The sequence below is a fragment of the Streptomyces composti genome, assembly GCF_012034205.1.
Taxonomy (GTDB): Bacteria; Actinomycetota; Actinomycetes; order Streptomycetales; family Streptomycetaceae; genus Streptomyces; species Streptomyces composti.
In genome coordinates, this window is the sequence record NZ_JAATEM010000023.1 from 109477 (window position 1) to 126049 (window position 16573).

Here is a 16573-nt window from a genome sequence, read left to right on the forward strand (position 1 = left end):
CCGTTGCCGTGAGAGGAGGTGGGCGGCATGTCGAGGGCCGCGCTGCTCGTGCTGGCCGACGGCCGCTTCCCGGCGGGCGGGCACGCCCACTCCGGGGGCGCGGAGGCCGCCGTCCGGGCCGGACGGATCACCGGGGCGGCGAGTCTGGAGGACTTCTGCCGGGGCCGGCTCACCACCTCCGGCCTGGTGGCGGCGTCCCTGGCGGCGGCGGCCGCGCTCGGCGTCGATCCCGGGGAGCTGGACGCCGCGGCCGACGCCCGCACCCCCGCGCCCGCACTGCGCGCGGCCGCCCGGAAGCTGGGCCGGCAGCTGCTGCGCGCGGCGCGCGCGACCTGGCCGTGCGGCGAACTCGACGCACTGGCGGCCCGGTTCCCCACAGGCGCGCACCAGCCGGTGGCGCTCGGCGTGGTGGCACGGGCGGCCGGGCTGGACGCGCGGGACGCCGCCCACTGCGCCGCCTACGAGAGCGTGAGCGGACCGGCGTCGGCGACCGTGCGGCTGCTGAGCCTCGACCCGTTCGACGCCACGGGGGTGCTGGCCCGGCTCGCCCCGGACCTGGACCACGTCGCCGGCCAGGCGGTGCGAGCGGCCCGTACGGCGGCCCACGAGGGCGCCGACGCCCTGCCCGCGTGCTCCGCACCCCTGCTGGAGATCGGGGCGGAACTGCACGCGGCCCGTCCGGTGCGGTTGTTCGCCTCGTAGGAGCCCCACCCCGCGCCCGCCCCCGCTGCCGACTGCGAACCGGCCAGAGACACAACCGCCAGACAGGAGCCGACCGACATGCACCTCGACCACGCCCACCCGGGCCCGGCCGCCGTCGGTGCCGACGCCCGCTGCCCGGACGGCACCCGCCGCGCCCTGCGGATCGGCCTCGGCGGACCCGTGGGCTCCGGGAAGACCGCCACCGTCGCCGCCCTCTGCCGGGCCCTGCGCACGGAGCTGTCGCTGGCCGTCGTCACCAATGACATCTACACCCGCGAGGACGCCGAGTTCCTGCTCCGGCAGGCCGTACTGCCGCCCGAGCGGATCACCGCCGTCGAGACCGGCGCCTGCCCCCACACCGCGATCCGTGACGACATCTCCGCCAACCTCGAGGCGGTGGAGGAGCTGGAGGACACGGTCGGACCGCTGGACCTGATCCTGGTCGAGTCCGGCGGCGACAATCTCACCGCCACCTTCTCCAAGGGGCTCGTCGACGCACAGATCTTCGTCATCGACGTGGCCGGCGGGGACGACATCCCCCGCAAGGGCGGCCCCGGGGTGACCACCGCCGACCTGCTGGTCGTCAACAAGACCGACCTGGCCCCGTACGTGGGCGCCGACCTGGCGCGCATGGCCTTCGACGCGCGGGCGCAGCGCGGTGAGCTGCCGGTGGTGTTCCAGTCGCTGCGCGGCGAGCCGGGCGCCGCCGAAGTCGCCGACTGGGTGCGCCGGCGCGCCGCGGCGTGGACCGCGTGAACACCACCGGGGTCCGCGCCACCGCCCGGATCCGCGCTCGGGGCGACGGCCGTGGCGGAACGAGTCTGCCCGTGCTGGCGAGCGACGGTCCGCTCGCACTGCGGCGGACCCGGGGCAGCGGCGGCGAGGCGCACGTGCTGCTGGTCGGCGCCATGAGCGGACCGCTCGGCGGCGACCACTTCACGGTGCGGGCGGACGCGGAACCGGGCGCGCGGCTGCGCGTGGGTTCGGCCGCCGCCACCCTCGCGCTGCCCGGACAGCACGGCGGCGAGGCACGCCACGACGTGCGGCTCACCGTCGCCGACGGCGCCGAACTCCACTGGTTGCCCGAGCAGTTGATCTGCGCACGAGGTTGCGAGCTGCGCATGTCCACCGAGGCCGACCTCGCTCCCGGCGCCCGTCTGGTGCTCCGCGAGGAGCAGGTGCTCGGGCGGGTGGGGGAGCAGCCGGGGGGACTGGCCGGACGGCTCACCCTGCGGATCGCGGGACGCACCGTCCTGGACCAGGAGCTGGCCTGCGGCGCCGGGGCACCCGGCGGCTGGGACGGGCCCGCGGTGCTCGCCGGACACCGGGCCGCCGGACAACTCCTGGTCGCGCACCCCAGGTTCGCGGAGCACCCGGTCGCCGCACGGGCGCTGAGCGAGACCACCGTCGTGCTGCCGCTGGCCGGACCTGCCGTCCTGGTCACCGCCGTCGCCCCGGACGCGCTGCTGCTGCGGCGCGAGCTGGACGCGGCACTGGAGCTGCTCACCACGGTGTCCGCCTGACCGAACTCCCTTATCCGGTTATCGGATTGGCAAAGAAGCGTGGCCGCCCCTGTCGCCGGACACCTCGCAGCGGCGAGGATCCCCCGTACCCCATCACGACGATGAAACGGGGAGGCCCCACTTGAGGGACACCAGACCGAAGCGGAGGGCGACCGCGCTCGGCTCGGCCGGAGTGCTCGTCACCGCGACGCTCATAGCCGGCGCCGTCACGGCGCCCACCGCCAGCGCCACGGCGGACCCGACCAGCCACCGTGGCACGGACCGTGAGGCCAGGGGCGTCGCCGTCGCCGCCGCCAAGGCCGCCAGGACCGGCATCGACTGGCAGGACTGCCCCGCCGACTGGAACCTGCCCGAGCCCATCCAGTGCGGCTGGGTCACGGTACCGCTCGATTACGCCAAGCCCCACGGCAAGCAGATCAAGCTCGCCGTCGACCGCATCGCCAGCACCGGCAGCAGGAGCGAGCGTCAGGGCGCGCTGCTGTACAACCCGGGCGGCCCCGGCGGCTCCGGACTGCGCTTCCCGGTCCGTGTGACGAGCGAGAACCCGGTCTGGGCGAACGCCGCCAAGGCCTACGACTTCGTCGGCTTCGACCCGCGCGGTGTCGGCAGGTCCGCGCCCATCTCCTGCGCCGACCCGCAGGAGTTCGTCAAGGCGCCCAAGCCGGACCCGGTGCCGCGTTCCGAGGCCGACAAGCGCCACCAGCGCGCACTGGCCCGCCAGTACGCCAAGGGCTGCCACGAGCGCAGCGGCGCCATGCTGCCCCACATGACCACCCCGAACACCGCGCGCGACCTCGACGTCATCCGCGCCGCCCTGGGCGAGAAGAAGCTCAACTTCCTCGGCGTCTCCTACGGCACCTACCTCGGCGCCGTCTACGCGACCCTCTTCCCGGGCCACGTCCGCCGCATGGTCGTCGACAGTGTGGTCAACCCGTCCCGCGAGAAGATCTGGTACCAGGCCAACCTCGACCAGAACGTCGCCTTCGAGGGCCGCTGGAAGGACTGGCAGGACTGGGTGGCGAAGAACGACGCCACCTTCCACCTCGGCACCACCCGCGAGGCCGTCCAGGCCCAGTGGCTGAAGCTGCGCGCCACCGCGGCGGAGAAGCCGCTCGGCGGTGTCGTCGGCCCGGCCGAGCTCATCTCCTACTTCTCCAGCGCCCCGTACTACGACTCCGCATGGGTGCCGGTGGCCGAGGTGTTCAGCAAGTACGTCGCCGGCGACACCCAGGCGCTGGTCGACGCCGCGGCCCCCGATCCGTCCGACACCGCGGGCAACGCCGCCGAGGAGAACGGCAACGCCGTCTACACGGCCGTCGAGTGCACCGACGCCAAGTGGCCCGCCGACTGGAAGAAGTGGGACCGCGACAGCACCCGGCTGCACCGTGACCACCCGTTCCTGACCTGGGCCAACACCTGGATGAACCTCCCGTGCGCCACCTGGCCGGTCAAGCAGCGAACGCCCGTCGACGTCAGGACCGGCAAGGGCCTGCCGCCGGTGCTGATCGTCCAGGCCGAGCGGGACGCCGCCACCCCGTACGGGGGCGCCGTCGAGCTGCACAAGCGGCTCAAGGGCTCCCGGCTCATCACCGAGAAGGACGCCGGCTCGCACGGCGTCACCGGGCTCGTCAACACGTGCATCAACGAGCGCGTGGACGCCTATCTGCTCCGCGGTGAGCTGGACCGCTCCGACGTGACCTGCGCACCGCACGCCACGCCCAAGCCGTAGCCGGGCCGCAGGGCTCACCCGTGACGAGGGGCGCCCGGGAGATTCCCGGCCGCCCCGTCGTCGTTCCGCCGCCGCGCGAGGGCGCTACGACGCCCGGCGCAGCCGCCGCTTCTCCCCGCCCGCGCTCTTGCGCTCGGCCTCCTCGGCCTTGACCACCGCGGCGTACTTGTCGACGTACTCCTGCCCGGACAGGGCGAGGATCGCGTACATGATCTCGTCGGTGACGGCGCGCAGCACCGCCTTCTCGTTCTCCATCCCGGCGTAGCGGGAGAAGTCGAGGGGCTCGCCGAAGCGGATCCGCACCGGGTGGATGCGCGGGACGACCTTCCCGGGCGGCTGCGCCTCGAAGGTGCCGATCATCGCGCACGGGATGACCGGGACACCGGCCTTGAGCGCCATCACGGCGACGCCGACCTTGCCCTTGTAGAGACGGCCGTCGTGCGACCGGGTGCCCTCCGGGTAGATGCCCAGCAGCTCGCCCTTGGACAGGACGCCGAGGCCCTCGCGGATCGCCGCCTGCCCGGCCTCCTTGCCGGACCGGTCCACCGGGATCTGGCCCACGCTGTGGAAGAAGAACGCGGTCAGCTTCCCCTTGAGGCCGGGGCCGGTGAAGTACTCGGCCTTGGCGAGAAAGGTGATGCGCCGTTTGAGCACCGCGGGCATCAGGAAGTGGTCGGAGAACGACAGATGGTTGCCCGCGATGATGGCCGGTCCGCTGGACGGCACATGCTCCAGGCCCTCTATTCGGGGCCGGAACACCAGTCTCAGCAGCGGCCCCAGCAGCACATATTTCAGCAGGTAGTAGAACAAGGGCACGCTCCTCGACTCTGGCGGACCCTCGTCCGCCGTGTTCCAGCAGGTCAACCGGCACGTCGTAGGGGTGCCAGTCTAGGTCCGGGCCGTGCGGCCCGGCACCACGTCCGCCCTGAGCGGCCCGTGGCCGCGGCCCGGCGCCTGAACGCCCGTCAGCGCATGCGCCGCCAGAGCCTTTCGTCCGGACCGGCCCGCGGGACGTCGTGGGCGCCTGGCCGGCTCCGTGAGCGGGGTGATCCGGACGAGAGTCCTCGGGGACGTGTGCGGCTGGGGAGGACCGCAGCGACAGCCTCTTCCGCCCACCGCGCCGGGGGCAACACCCGATCGGCGGGATGACCGGATCGGGACGGTGATCGCCACCCGGCCCGGCACCGGTTCCCGGCCGGCCCGAGGGCCGAGTAGGCTCGCGGGCATGAGGATCTCCGTCTCCTCCGACATGGACGAACCCGTGGCCCGGGCGCTCGTCGCCGAGCTGCGCGAGCGAGGGCACGAGGTGCGCCCGCACGGCGCACTGAGCCCCGGGGACGACGCCCAGTGGGCCGCGTGCAGCGAGGCCGCCGCCCGCGAGGTCGCCGACGGCACGGCCGACCAGGCCGTGGTGTGCTGCTGGACCGGCACCGGAGCCTCCATCGCCGCGAACAAGGTGCCCGGCGTGCGGGCCGCCCTGTGCACCGACGCGTACACGGCGGACGGGGCCCGCCGCTGGAACGACGCCAATGTGCTCGCCCTGAGCCTGCGCCTGACCTCCGAGCCGCTGCTGAAGGAGATCCTCGACGCCTGGTTCGCGGGCGCCCCCAGCGACGACCCCGAGGACCGGCAGAACGTCGCCCGGGTGGCCGGCCTGGACGCCTCCCGCGCCTGACGCACGGCACGGTCCCCTCGGCCCGCCCGCCCGGCGGCCCGCCTGCGAAGGCCGCTCCGCCTCAGTCGCCCCCGCCCGCCAGGGTCAGCTCGGCCCAGATGATCTTGCCGTCCGGCACGAAGCGGGTGCCCCAGCGTTCGGCCAGCTGGGACACCAGGAGCAGGCCCCGGCCGCCCTCGTCCATGGCGCGCGGATGGCGAAGGTGCGGGGCGGTCGCGCCGGCGTCGAAGACCTCGCACACCAGCGCGCGTTCGCGGATCAGCCGCAGGCGGACCGGGCCGGGGGAGTACCGGATGGCGTTCGTGACCAGCTCGCTCACCAGCAGCTCCGCGGTGAAGACCAGATCCTCCAGCTCCCACTCGGCCAGCTGCCGGGTGACCGTCCTGCGGGCCTCGGCCACCATCGCGGGGTCCCCTGGCAGGTCCCAGGCGGCGATCCGCTCCGGATCCAGCCGCTTGGTGCGGGCCATCAGGAGCGCGACGTCGTCGTAGGGGTGGGCGGGGGCCAGGGTGTCCACCACGGCCCGGCACTGCTCCTCCAGGGTGGTGGTGCGCTCCGTCAGCACCGCACGCAGCCGCTCCAGCCGCTGCTGCTCCGCCGGTTGGGGCAGGCAGGCCTCGGCGGCCGGCCGGGACCCCTCGTCGTCGCGGGCCAGCAGACCGTCGGTGTGCAGGGCGAGCGTCGTCCCCTCCGCCAGGGTCATCTCCACCGACTCGAACGGCGGCCCGCCCACGCCGAGCGCCGGACCCTGCGGAAGCTCCACGAAGCTCACCGTGCCGTCCGGCGTCACCAGGGCCGGCGCCGGATGCCCGGCCGCGGCCATGGTGCACCGGCCGTCGACCGGGTCGTAGACGACGTAGACGCAGCCGCTGCCGACGGGCTCCACGAAGGAGTGCTCGCCCGCGTCCCCGTCGTGCGGGCCCTCGTCACGGGCCGTGCGGGCCACCAGGTCGTCCAGGTGCGCCAGCACCTCCTCGGGCGGCAGGTCCAGCGCGGCCAGCGTGCGTACCGCCGTCCGCAGGCGCCCCATCCCCGCCGCTGCGTCGATGCCGTGCCCGGGCACCTCCCCGACGACCATGGCGACCCGGGCGCCCGACAGCGGGATCAGGTCGTACCAGTCACCCCCCAGCCCGGTCAGCTCGTCGGCGGGCCGGTAGTGGGCGGCCACCTCCACGGCGTCCTGCTCGGGCATCCGCCGGGGCAGCAGGCTGCGCTGCAGCACCAGCGCCGCGTCCCGCTCCCGGGTGTAGCGGCGGGCGTTGTCCACGCACAGGGCGGCGCGCGCGACCAGCTCCTCCGCCAGATGCACGTCGTCCGCGTCGAAGGGCTGCTGGCGCAGGCGGCGGAAGAACGTGGTGACGCCCAGGGTGACGCCGCGGGCGCGGATCGGCACGATCAGCGCGCTCTGCAGGCCCAGCTCCAGGAAGGTGTTCTCCCGGTCGCCCGCCGTGCCGACCGCCCACTCCAGGGCGAGCGGGGTCAGCTCGTCCTGCCGCCAGGAGCGGCCCGAGGTCAGGCAGAGCACCGGCGGCGAACCGGCCCGGTAGCCGGCCACCTCGCCGATCTCCACCACGGAGTCGGGCAGCTTGCCCTGTGAGGACTTCTGGCCCGCCCGGCGCAGCGCCACGGTGTCGGTCCCCGCCAGCGGTCCGGGCGGCAGCTCGGCGCCGTGCAGCACGGTCTCCAGCAGATCGACGGTGACCACGTCCGCGAGCCCGGGCACGGCGACATCCGCCAGTTCCTGCGCGGTGCGCATGATGTCCAGGGAGCGTCCGATGTGCTCGCCGGCCCGGTCGAGGAGTGCGAGCCGCTGGCGGGCGCGATGCCGCTCGGTGATGTCGACGACCGTGTAGTACACGCCCATCGGGCGGCCCTGCTCGTCGTCCAGACGGTTGAACGAGATCATGTGGGCCGTCTCGCGCAGCGGCGCCGAGCGGACCTGGCCGACATGCTCGTAGCCGACCACCGGTTCGCCGGTCGCCAGCACCTGCCGCATCCGGTCCTCGACGGCGTCGGCGTCCATGCCCGGCTGGATCTCGGCGAACCGCAGGCCGATGCGCTGGTCGGCGCCGCCGCCGCCGAACTGCTCCAGGGCCGCGTTCGACCACACGTACCTCAGGTCCGTGTCCACGATCGCGATGCCGATCGGGGACCCGGAGACCATCTGCTCCAGCACCGTGCGGCTCATCGCCCAGCCGGTGTCCTCGCCCGTCTCCGACAGCAGGACCAGCAGGGAGGCACCACCCCGCGGGTCCACCGTCGGTGTGACACGCACGGAGAGACCCAGGGACCGCCCGTCGCGGTGCCGGGCCGTCAGCAGTCCGGTCCAGCCGCCGTCGGAGCGGCTCCGTTCCACCAGCTCCGGCACCCGCAGGGAGTCCTCGTCGGTCAGCAGTTCGGCGAGCTTGCTGCCCACGGCCTCCGCCGCCGTGTACCCGAGGAGCCGCTCGGCCCGTGCGGTCCAGCTCGCCACCACGCCCGCCGGGTCGAGCAGCAGGGGAGCGGCGTCGGCCACGTCGAACCCCTGCCGGGCCGCGTCCTGCTCGTTGTGTCCGCCCACGGCCGACCTCTCTGTCGCCTGAGAGTGGTCTATCACCTCATGCCCCAATCTTCACCCTTGCCGGTGATCGGGGCGCCTCGGGCGGGACCGGGTCTCAGGGACTGGGACGGCCGCGGGCGGAGCGAGCGGATCACGGGTTCTGCCGGTCAGGCTCCCTGGACCAGCACCTTCTCCAGCGTCTGCAGGGCGCCCCGCAGCTCGTCCGCGGTGATGGTCAGCGGCGGCGCCAGACGGATCGTGGACCCGTGGGTGTCCTTGACGAGGACCCCCTCCCGCATCAGGCGCTCGCTGATGTCACGGCCCGTGCCGAGATCCGGGTCGATGTCCACGCCGGCCCACAGACCGCGCGAGCGGAACCCGACGACGCCCCTGCCGACCAGGGACTGAAGTCCCCCGCGCAGCACCACGCCCAGCTCCGCCGCCCGGCGCTGGAACTCGCCCGTCTCCAGCAGGTCCACCACCGCCGAGCCGACCGCGGCGGCCAGCGGATTGCCGCCGAAGGTCGACCCGTGCTCACCCGGGTGCAGCACCTCCAGCACCTCGCGGCGGGCCACCACCGCCGACACCGGGACGATCCCGCCGCCCAGCGCCTTGCCGAGCAGCACCACGTCCGGCATCACCGACTCGTGCTCCACCGCCAGGGTGCGGCCGGTGCGGCCGAGCCCCGACTGGATCTCGTCGGCGATGAACAGGCAGCCCTTCCGGCTGGTCAGCTCCCGCACGCCCGCCAGATAGCCGTCGTCCGGGACGATCACGCCCGCCTCGCCCTGGATCGGCTCGATCAGCACCGCGGCGGTGGTCTCGTCGATCGCCGCCTCCATGGCCGCCAGGTCGTTGTACGGCACGATCCGGAAGCCGGGTGTGAACGGGCCGAAGCCGCTGCGGGCGACCTCGTCGGTGGAGAAGCTGACGATGGTGGTGGTGCGGCCGTGGAAGTTGTCCGCCGCGACCACGATCGTGGCCCGGTCCGCCGGGACGCCCTTGACGTCGTAGGCCCACTTGCGGGCCACCTTCACCCCGCTCTCCACGGCCTCCGCGCCGGTGTTCATGGGCAGCACCATGTCCAGCCCGATCAGCGCGGCCAGCCGCTCCGCGAACCCGGCGAGCCGGTCGTTGTGGAAGGCGCGCGAGGTGAGGGTGAGCCGGTCCAGCTGGCGGTGCGCCGCCTCGATCAGCGCCGGATGCCGGTGGCCGAAGTTCAGCGCCGAGTAGCCGGCCAGCATGTCGAGGTAGCGGCGGCCCTCCACGTCCTCCACCCAGGCGCCCTCCGCACGGGCCACGACCACGGGCAGCGGGTGGTAGTTGTGCGCGAGAACCGGTTCCTCCGCCCGGATCAGCTCGGCGGACGAACGGGTACGGGCGACAGAGGTCATGAGCGGATCTCCTGAGTGCAGCACTTGATGCCGCCGCCTGCCTTGTGGAACTCGGACAGATCGACGGGGACGGGAACATAGCCGCGGTCGGCCAGCCGGTCGGCGAGCGCCGTCGCGCCCGGCGAGATGAACACATGGCGTCCGTCGGAGACGGAGTTCAGCCCGAAGGCCATCGCGTCGTCACGGGTGGCGATCACCGCGTCCGGGTACAGCCGCTTCAGCACCTCGCGGCTGCCGGGCGAGAACGCCTCCGGGTAGTAGGCGACGTTCTCGCCGTCCAGCACGAACAGTGCCGTGTCCAGGTGGTAGAAGTACGGATCCACCAGCGTCAGGCTGATCACCGGAACTCCGAAGAACTCCTGCGCCTCACGATGCGCCTCCCGCGTGGTGCGGAACCCGGTGCCCGCGAGGATCCAGCGTCCGGCCGGCACCAGATCGCCCTCGCCCTCGCACACCGACTCGGGCTGATGGACGTCGAAGCCCCGGTCCTTGAACCAGGTCTGGTACGGCACGGACTCCGGGCGCCGCTCGGGCGCGTGGAACAGCGAGCCGAACACCTTGCCCTCCACGACGACCGCCGCGTTCGCGGCGAACACCATGTCGGGCAGACCGGGCACCGGTTCCACCGTCTCCACGGTATGCCCGTGGGCCCGGTAGGTGTCGACCAGCGTGCGCCACTGCCGCTGCGCGAGCGCCGTGTCCACGGGCCGGTCGGGATGCATCCAGGGGTTGATCGCGTACCGCACGGCGAAGAATCCGGGTTCGCAGACGAGGTATCGCCGCGGGGACGCCACACGTGATCCAGGCACGAAGGGGTTCCTCCGCTTCCACGCGCTGTCGGCTAGGGATGACTCCACGTTAGGAAGCGACCCCGAGGGGCGACAAGGAACAAGAGCTGCGTCCTCATGCAGCAATACTGCGTATTGCCCCTGCTCAGCGCACGTCTGTTGCGCCATCCGGGGCGAGCTGGCTGGCGCCGGCCTCCGGGCTGTCCGGCAGCAGGTGGGACAGCACCATCACGCTGATCGTCTTCCGGATGAACGGCTCGGCACGGATCCGCTCCAGCACCTCCTCGAAGTGCTCCACGTCCCGTGCCCGCACATGCAGCAGGGCGTCCGCGCCGCCGGTCACCGTCATGGCCGCGGCGATCTCCGGGTAGCCGCGCACCACCTCCGCCAGCCTTCGCGGCGGCGCCGCGCCCTCGCAGTACACCTCGACGTACGCCTCGGTGCGCCAGCCGAGCGCGGAGGGACGCACGGTCGCGGTGAACCCGGTGATGATCCCGCTCTCCCGCAGCCGGTCCACCCGGCGCTTGACCGCGGTCGACGACAGCCCGATCGCCGCGCCGATCTCGGCGAAGGACGTCCTGGCGTTCGCCATCAGGGCGGTGACGATCTTCCGGTCGAGTTCGTCGAAGGAGGCGGGCCTGCTGTTCATGCGGGCACTGTATCCAGCCCTCGCCGGAATGCGGCTCCGCCGAGAACGCGCACGTCCCGGCATGTACCCGAGGCGGATCCCGCCCCTAAACTCCGCATCATGCTGCGCGCTCTGGCCGTCGACGACGAACGTCCCTCGCTGGAGGAACTGCTGTACCTGCTCAACGCCGACCCGCGCATCCGCAGTGCCGAGGGCGCCACGGACGCCACCGAGGCGCTGCGCCGCATCAACCGCGCCCTGGAGTCCGGACCCGACGGACCCGACGCCATCGACGTGGTCTTCCTCGACATCCAGATGCCCGGCCTCGACGGCCTCGACCTCGCGCGCCTGCTCACCGGATTCGCCAGGCCGCCGCTCGTCGTGTTCGTCACCGCTCATGAGGACTTCGCCGTCCGCGCCTTCGACCTGAAGGCCGTCGACTACGTCCTCAAGCCCGTGCGCAAGGAGCGGCTGGCCGAGGCCGTCCGCCGGGCCGCCGCCCAGCGCGGCGCCGCCCCGCGGATCCCGGTCAGCGAACCCGACCCCGACCACATCCCCGTCGAGCTCGGCGGGGTGACCCGGTTCGTCCCGGTCGACGACATCACCCATGTCGAGGCCCAGGGCGACTACGCCCGCCTGCACACCGACCGGGGCAGCCACCTGGTGCGCATCCCGCTGTCCACGCTCGAGGAGCGCTGGCGCTCGCGCGGCTTCGTCCGCATCCACCGCCGCCACCTGGTCGCCCTGCGCCACATCGCCGAGCTGCGGCTGGACGCGGGCTCGGTGAGCGTCCTGATCGGGTCCGAGGAACTGCAGGTCAGCCGGCGGCACGCGCGCGAGCTGCGGGACCTGCTGATGCGCCGCACGACGAGCTAGGGAAGCCCCATGCCCCAGGATCCGACCGAACGCCGCGTGGTGGTCACCGGACCGCCCCGCCGGGCCCGGCGCACCACCGGCTACTACCGGCCCCGCACCGAGATCGACGAGCAGACCACCCTCGGGCACACCTACGTCCGCTCGCTCATCCGCATCCAGCTGCGCACCGGACTGACCGTGTTCGCCGTCCTCGCCCTGCTCATCGGCCCGCTCCCGCTGGTCTTCGCCGCCGCCCCCGACGCCCGCCGCCTGGAGTGGGCCGTCCTCGGCTTCGGCCTGTACGTCCCGCTGGTGCTGCTGGCCCGCTGGTACGTCCGCCGCGCCGAACGCAACGAACGCGACTTCGTGCGGCTCGTCGAGGACCGCTGAGACAGGACCGGACGGGCCGTGAACTCCAGCTACGCCGTACCCGCCGTCGCCCTGGTCGTCCTGGCGACCGTCCTCGTGGGCGCCTTCGGCCTGCGCATATCCCGCACCACCTCCGACTTCTACGTCGCCTCCCGCACCGTCGGCCCCCGGCTGAACGCCGCCGCGATCAGCGGCGAGTACCTCTCCGCCGCGTCCTTCCTGGGCATCGCCGGGCTCGTCCTGGTCCAGGGCCCGGACATGCTCTGGTACCCGGTCGGCTACACCGCCGGCTATCTGGTGCTGCTGCTCTTCGTCGCCGCCCCGCTGCGCCGCTCCGGCGCCTACACGCTGCCCGACTTCGCCGAGGCGCGGCTCGCCTCGCAGACGGTCCGGCGGATGGCCGGCGTGCTGGTGGTCGGCGTCGGCTGGCTGTATCTGCTGCCCCAGCTGCAGGGCGCCGGGCTCACCCTGACCGTGCTCACCGGCACACCCGACTGGCTCGGCGGGGTGATCGTCGCCGTGGTGGTCACCGTGATCGTCGCCGCCGGCGGCATGCGCAGCATCACCTTCGTGCAGGCCTTCCAGTACTGGCTGAAGTTCACCGCACTGCTGGTGCCCGCGTTCTTCCTGGTCCTCGCCTGGCAGGGCGACGGCGCCCCCACCCACGCCTTCGACGAGCCGGCCTCCTTCCGCGAACAGCGGGCCGTACGCGTCCACGACAGCCTCGACCTGCGCCTGGACAAGCCGCTCACCGTGACCGTGGACGGCACCGTCGACGGCACCGCCCACGACGGCGCCGAGTTCGTCCTGCCGGCCGGCACCCACCACATCGAGGGCGGCACCCGGCTCACCTTCGCCGAGGGCACCGAGGTGCCCGCCGCCGGACGGGGCGGCGACGACGCCGTCTCCCCGTCCCGCGCCGAGTCCCGCGAGGAGCGCCCGCTGTACGCCACGTACGGCCTGATCCTCGCCACCTTCTTCGGCACCATGGGCCTGCCGCACGTGGTGGTGCGCTTCTACACCAGCCCGCACGGGGTGGCCGCCCGCCGCACCACCGTCGCCGTCCTCGGCCTGATCGGTGCCTTCTACCTGCTGCCGCCCGTCTACGGCGCGCTCGGCCGCCTCTACGCACCGGAGCTGACCCTCACCGGCAACGCGGACGCCGCCGTGCTGCTGCTGCCCGACCGGATGATCGGGGGAGTGGGCGGCGACCTGCTCGGCGCGCTGGTCGCCGGCGGCGCCTTCGCCGCGTTCCTGTCCACGGCGTCCGGGCTGACCATGGCGGTCGCCGGAGTGCTCACCCAGGACATGCTGCCCTCGCGGGGCGTGCGGCACTTCCGGCTGGGCACGGTGCTGGCCATGGCCGTGCCCGTGACCCTGACCTTCCTGCTCGGCGGGCTCCCGGTCGCCGACGCCGTGGGTCTCGCCTTCGCCGTGTCGGCCTCGTCGTTCTGCCCGCTGCTGGTCCTCGGCATCTGGTGGCGCCGGCTCACCCCGCCCGGCGCCGCCGCGGGGATGCTGGTGGGCGGCGGCTCGGCCTTCCTCGCCGTCGCCGCCACCATGACCGGCTACCCGGGCGAGGGCCCCTGGCACGCCCTGCTCGCCTGGCCCGCCCTGTGGTCGGTGCCGCTGGGCTTCCTCACCATGATCCTGGTGTCCCTGGCCACCCCCGGCCGGGTTCCGCCCGGCACCGCGGCCGTGCTGGCCCGCTTCCATCTGCCCGAGGAGACGCGGACGGAGGTGTCGCCATGAGCGGATTCCTCGCGGGGCTCCTGGTCGCCGTGCTGCCGCTGCTGGCGGCGGGCTTCTGGCTGGGCCGGCGCACCGCCCGCCCGTCCAGCCTGGCCGGCCTCGGCACCCCCGTCGAGCACGCCACCTTCGAGACCCTGCACACCGCCTCCCTGGCCACGCCCCCGCTGCGGGCGGGCCTCACCGAGGAGACCGCGCGCAAAGCCGCCCGCAAACTGCGCTCCCTGCTCGGCACCGACGCCCTGTGCCTCACCGACCGCGAGCGGGTGCTGGTCTGGGACGGCGTGGGCTCCCATCACCGCGAGGAGGTCATGGCCCGCCTGGCAGGACCGCTCGACACCGGCCGCGGCGAGGCCTTCCCGCTCACCTGCGACACCCCCGACTGCACCGTGCGCTGGGCCGTCGTCGCCCCGCTCACCGTCGACGACCGGGTGCACGGCACGCTGGTGGCCTGCGCGCCCCGCGAGTCGGCGGTACTGGTCCGGGCGGCCGGGGAGGTCGCTCGCTGGGTCTCCGTCCAACTGGAGCTGGCCGACCTCGACCAGTCCCGCACCCGGCTCATCGAGGCCGAGATCCGCGCCCTGCGCGCCCAGATCTCCCCGCACTTCATCTTCAACTCGCTCGCGGTGATCGCCTCCTTCGTGCGCACCGACCCCGAGCGGGCCCGCGAGCTGCTGCTGGAGTTCGCCGACTTCACCCGCTACTCGTTCCGCCGGCACGGCGACTTCACCACCCTCGCCGACGAGCTGCACGCCATCGACCACTACCTGGCCCTGGTGCGGGCACGCTTCGGCGACCGCCTCTCCGTCACCCTGCAGATCGCCCCCGAGGTGCTGCCGGTGGCCCTGCCGTTCCTCTGCCTGCAGCCGCTGGTGGAGAACGCCGTCAAGCACGGCCTGGAAGGCAAGGCGGACAAATGCCACATCCAGCTCACCGCGCAGGACGCCGGCGCCGAGGCCCTGGTGGTGATCGAGGACGACGGCGCGGGCATGGACCCCGAGGTGCTGCGCCGCATCCTCGCCCGCGAACCGGGCCCCTCCGGCGGCATCGGCCTGTCCAACGTCGACGACCGGCTGCGCCAGGTCTACGGCGACGACTACGGGCTGGTCATCGAGACCGCCGTGGGCGCCGGCATGAAGGTCACCGTCCGGCTGCCGAAGTACCAGCCGGGGGTGCACTCCGCCGGACGCCTCGGCGGATGACGTGCGGGGACGCGGATCAGGTGCTGCGTGTAGCCATCATCCCGAGGGTGATCAGGCCCAGGACGACCCAGCCGAACCACAGCCAGCCGTTGCTGCCGAGCGCCACCGTGTAGGCCGTCACGGCGACCAGACCACCGACGGTGAGCACGGCCATGGTCTTCGTGGAGGTGGAACCGTTCGTGGAACCGGGCATCGCAACACCCTCCTCATGCGGTTCCCTCCATGGTGCCCCGCCGGACAGGATCCGCACATGCGTTCAGACACCCACGTTCCGGGACGTCCGGCACGGGCCCGGCCCTCCCGGGCGCCGGGCGGCGCGCGCCCGCCGGGGTGCCTCAGTTGCCGCGGGCGTGCAGCGAGGCGAGGTAGGCGTTGTACGCCTCCAGCTCCTTGTCCCCGTCCCGGTCGGCCGCGCGGTCCTTGCGGCGGGCCTGCCGCTGGTCGGAGGCGTACCACTGGAACAGCAGGGCGATCAGCACCAGCACCGAGGGGATCTCGCTGAACGCCCAGGCGATGCCGCCGGCCGCGTTCTGGTCGGACAGCGCCTCGATCCCCAGCGAGGCGGGCGGGTGCTCGAAGGTGGACACCATCGGGGTGGACGCCATCATCAGCGCGATGCCGAAGAACGCGTGGAACGGCATGCCCGCGAACAGCTCCAGCATCCGCATCAGATGCCCCGGCCGGTGCGGTCCCGGGTCCACGCCCATGATCGGCCAGAAGAACACCAGGCCGACCGCGAGGAAGTGCACCATCATCGCGATGTGCCCGGCCCTGGAGCCCATCAGGAAGTCGAAGAGCGGGGTGAAGTACAGCGCGTACAGGCTCGCGATGAACATCGGGATGGTGAACGCCGGGTGCGTGACGATGCGCAGGTACCGGCTGTGCAGCAGCTTCAGCAGCAGCTCACGCGGCCCCGTGCGGTCCCTCCCCGCCGTCGGCAGCGCGCGCAGCGCGAGCGTGATGGGCGCGCCGAGCAGCACCAGGATCGGCGAGACCATGCTGATCACCATGTGCTGCACCATGTGCACGCTGAACATGACCATGCCGTAGTCGTTCAGCCCGGTGCACATCACCAGCGCGACGCTCAGCACGCCGAGCACGAAGGCGACGGTGCGCCCCACGGGCCACTTGTCCCCGCGCCGGACGAGCCGCGCCACGCCCCAGCCGTACAGGGCCAGCGCCAGCAGGCAGGCGACGAGGAAGAAGGGATCCGCCGACCAGGCGAGGCCTCGCCCCAGCGTGAACGGCGGCAGATCCATGGTCATGCCGTGCCCGCTGTGATCCATCCACCGGCTCCTGATTCGTGGGGGTTGTGCGCAATGTCCGCCCCACAGAGTACGGCGGACCCCGGCCGCCGCTGCGACCGGGGTCCGCCGTACGTCATGCCGTGGTCCGGAGCGCCGGCGGGCCCGTGCCTAGA

The 16573-nt window shown here is 73.1% G+C and carries 16 protein-coding genes; 9 read left to right on the plus strand and 7 right to left on the minus strand.

Annotated elements, in window-relative coordinates; all coding sequences use genetic code 11:
* Nucleotides 1-27 precede the first annotated feature (27 nt).
* From HCJ93_RS19820 to HCJ93_RS19835, 4 genes are all read left to right on the plus strand, one after another.
* Nucleotides 28-702 (plus strand): urease accessory protein UreF, encoded by a 675-nt coding sequence (locus HCJ93_RS19820; protein WP_167997080.1) that lies wholly within the window; start codon nt 28-30, stop codon nt 700-702.
* Nucleotides 703-780: 78 nt separating this feature from the next.
* Entirely contained in the window at nt 781-1458 is a 678-nt protein-coding gene (ureG, locus tag HCJ93_RS19825; protein ID WP_167997081.1) for an urease accessory protein UreG, read from the plus strand.
* Nucleotides 1446-2225, plus strand: a complete 780-nt coding sequence (locus tag HCJ93_RS19830; RefSeq protein ID WP_167997082.1) for an urease accessory protein UreD — start codon at nt 1446-1448, stop codon at nt 2223-2225. Before ureG ends, HCJ93_RS19830 begins: the two co-directional genes overlap by 13 nt.
* A gap of 121 nt (nt 2226-2346) precedes the next feature.
* Nucleotides 2347-3954 carry an alpha/beta hydrolase gene (locus tag HCJ93_RS19835; protein WP_167997083.1) on the plus strand — a complete coding sequence of 536 codons (1608 nt, stop codon included), beginning with the start codon at nt 2347-2349 and terminating at the stop codon, nt 3952-3954.
* A gap of 84 nt (nt 3955-4038) precedes the next feature.
* Here the strand turns inward: HCJ93_RS19835 and HCJ93_RS19840 are convergent, their stop codons facing one another.
* Nucleotides 4039-4764 (minus strand): lysophospholipid acyltransferase family protein, encoded by a 726-nt coding sequence (locus HCJ93_RS19840; RefSeq protein WP_167997084.1) that lies wholly within the window; start codon nt 4762-4764, stop codon nt 4039-4041.
* Nucleotides 4765-5179: 415 nt separating this feature from the next.
* Between HCJ93_RS19840 and HCJ93_RS19845 the strand changes: the two genes are divergently transcribed.
* Nucleotides 5180-5629 (plus strand): RpiB/LacA/LacB family sugar-phosphate isomerase, encoded by a 450-nt coding sequence (locus tag HCJ93_RS19845; protein WP_167997085.1) that lies wholly within the window; start codon nt 5180-5182, stop codon nt 5627-5629.
* Nucleotides 5630-5690: 61 nt separating this feature from the next.
* On the opposite strand, the gene HCJ93_RS19850 is transcribed toward HCJ93_RS19845, so the two are convergent.
* From HCJ93_RS19850 to HCJ93_RS19865, 4 genes are all read right to left on the minus strand, one after another.
* The gene (locus tag HCJ93_RS19850) at nt 5691-8189 is read right to left on the minus strand and encodes a SpoIIE family protein phosphatase (protein ID WP_167997086.1); all 2499 of its coding nucleotides are present in this window, start codon (nt 8187-8189) and stop codon (nt 5691-5693) included.
* A 146-nt stretch (nt 8190-8335) separates the two neighbouring features.
* The gene (gene rocD / locus HCJ93_RS19855; RefSeq protein WP_167997087.1) at nt 8336-9562 is read right to left on the minus strand and encodes an ornithine--oxo-acid transaminase; all 1227 of its coding nucleotides are present in this window, start codon (nt 9560-9562) and stop codon (nt 8336-8338) included.
* The gene (ddaH, locus tag HCJ93_RS19860; protein WP_167997088.1) at nt 9559-10371 is read right to left on the minus strand and encodes a dimethylargininase; all 813 of its coding nucleotides are present in this window, start codon (nt 10369-10371) and stop codon (nt 9559-9561) included. The genes rocD and ddaH overlap by 4 nt, the downstream gene beginning before the upstream one ends.
* 124 nt (nt 10372-10495) lie before the next feature.
* Nucleotides 10496-10999, minus strand: a complete 504-nt coding sequence (locus tag HCJ93_RS19865) for an Lrp/AsnC family transcriptional regulator (protein WP_167997089.1) — start codon at nt 10997-10999, stop codon at nt 10496-10498.
* A gap of 99 nt (nt 11000-11098) precedes the next feature.
* On the opposite strand from HCJ93_RS19865, the gene HCJ93_RS19870 reads away from it, so the two are divergent.
* Genes HCJ93_RS19870 through HCJ93_RS19885 form a run of 4 tightly spaced genes read left to right on the plus strand, consistent with a single transcriptional unit; the run spans nt 11099 to nt 15153 of the window.
* Nucleotides 11099-11854, plus strand: coding sequence for a LytR/AlgR family response regulator transcription factor (locus tag HCJ93_RS19870; protein WP_167997090.1), 756 nt, complete (start codon nt 11099-11101; stop codon nt 11852-11854).
* Nucleotides 11855-11863: 9 nt separating this feature from the next.
* Nucleotides 11864-12223 (plus strand): hypothetical protein, encoded by a 360-nt coding sequence (locus HCJ93_RS19875; RefSeq protein ID WP_167997091.1) that lies wholly within the window; start codon nt 11864-11866, stop codon nt 12221-12223.
* 18 nt (nt 12224-12241) lie between these two features.
* Nucleotides 12242-13954 carry a sodium/solute symporter gene (locus tag HCJ93_RS19880; RefSeq protein ID WP_167997092.1) on the plus strand — a complete coding sequence of 571 codons (1713 nt, stop codon included), beginning with the start codon at nt 12242-12244 and terminating at the stop codon, nt 13952-13954.
* The gene (locus tag HCJ93_RS19885; protein ID WP_167997093.1) at nt 13951-15153 is read left to right on the plus strand and encodes a sensor histidine kinase; all 1203 of its coding nucleotides are present in this window, start codon (nt 13951-13953) and stop codon (nt 15151-15153) included. Before HCJ93_RS19880 ends, HCJ93_RS19885 begins: the two co-directional genes overlap by 4 nt.
* A 16-nt stretch (nt 15154-15169) precedes the next feature.
* Here the strand turns inward: HCJ93_RS19885 and HCJ93_RS19890 are convergent, their stop codons facing one another.
* Both HCJ93_RS19890 and HCJ93_RS19895 read right to left on the minus strand, forming a co-directional pair.
* Nucleotides 15170-15346 carry a hypothetical protein gene (locus tag HCJ93_RS19890; RefSeq protein ID WP_167997094.1) on the minus strand — a complete coding sequence of 59 codons (177 nt, stop codon included), beginning with the start codon at nt 15344-15346 and terminating at the stop codon, nt 15170-15172.
* A 142-nt stretch (nt 15347-15488) separates the two neighbouring features.
* The gene (locus HCJ93_RS19895) at nt 15489-16439 is read right to left on the minus strand and encodes a cytochrome c oxidase assembly protein (RefSeq protein ID WP_167997095.1); all 951 of its coding nucleotides are present in this window, start codon (nt 16437-16439) and stop codon (nt 15489-15491) included.
* Nucleotides 16440-16573: the final 134 nt, after the last annotated feature.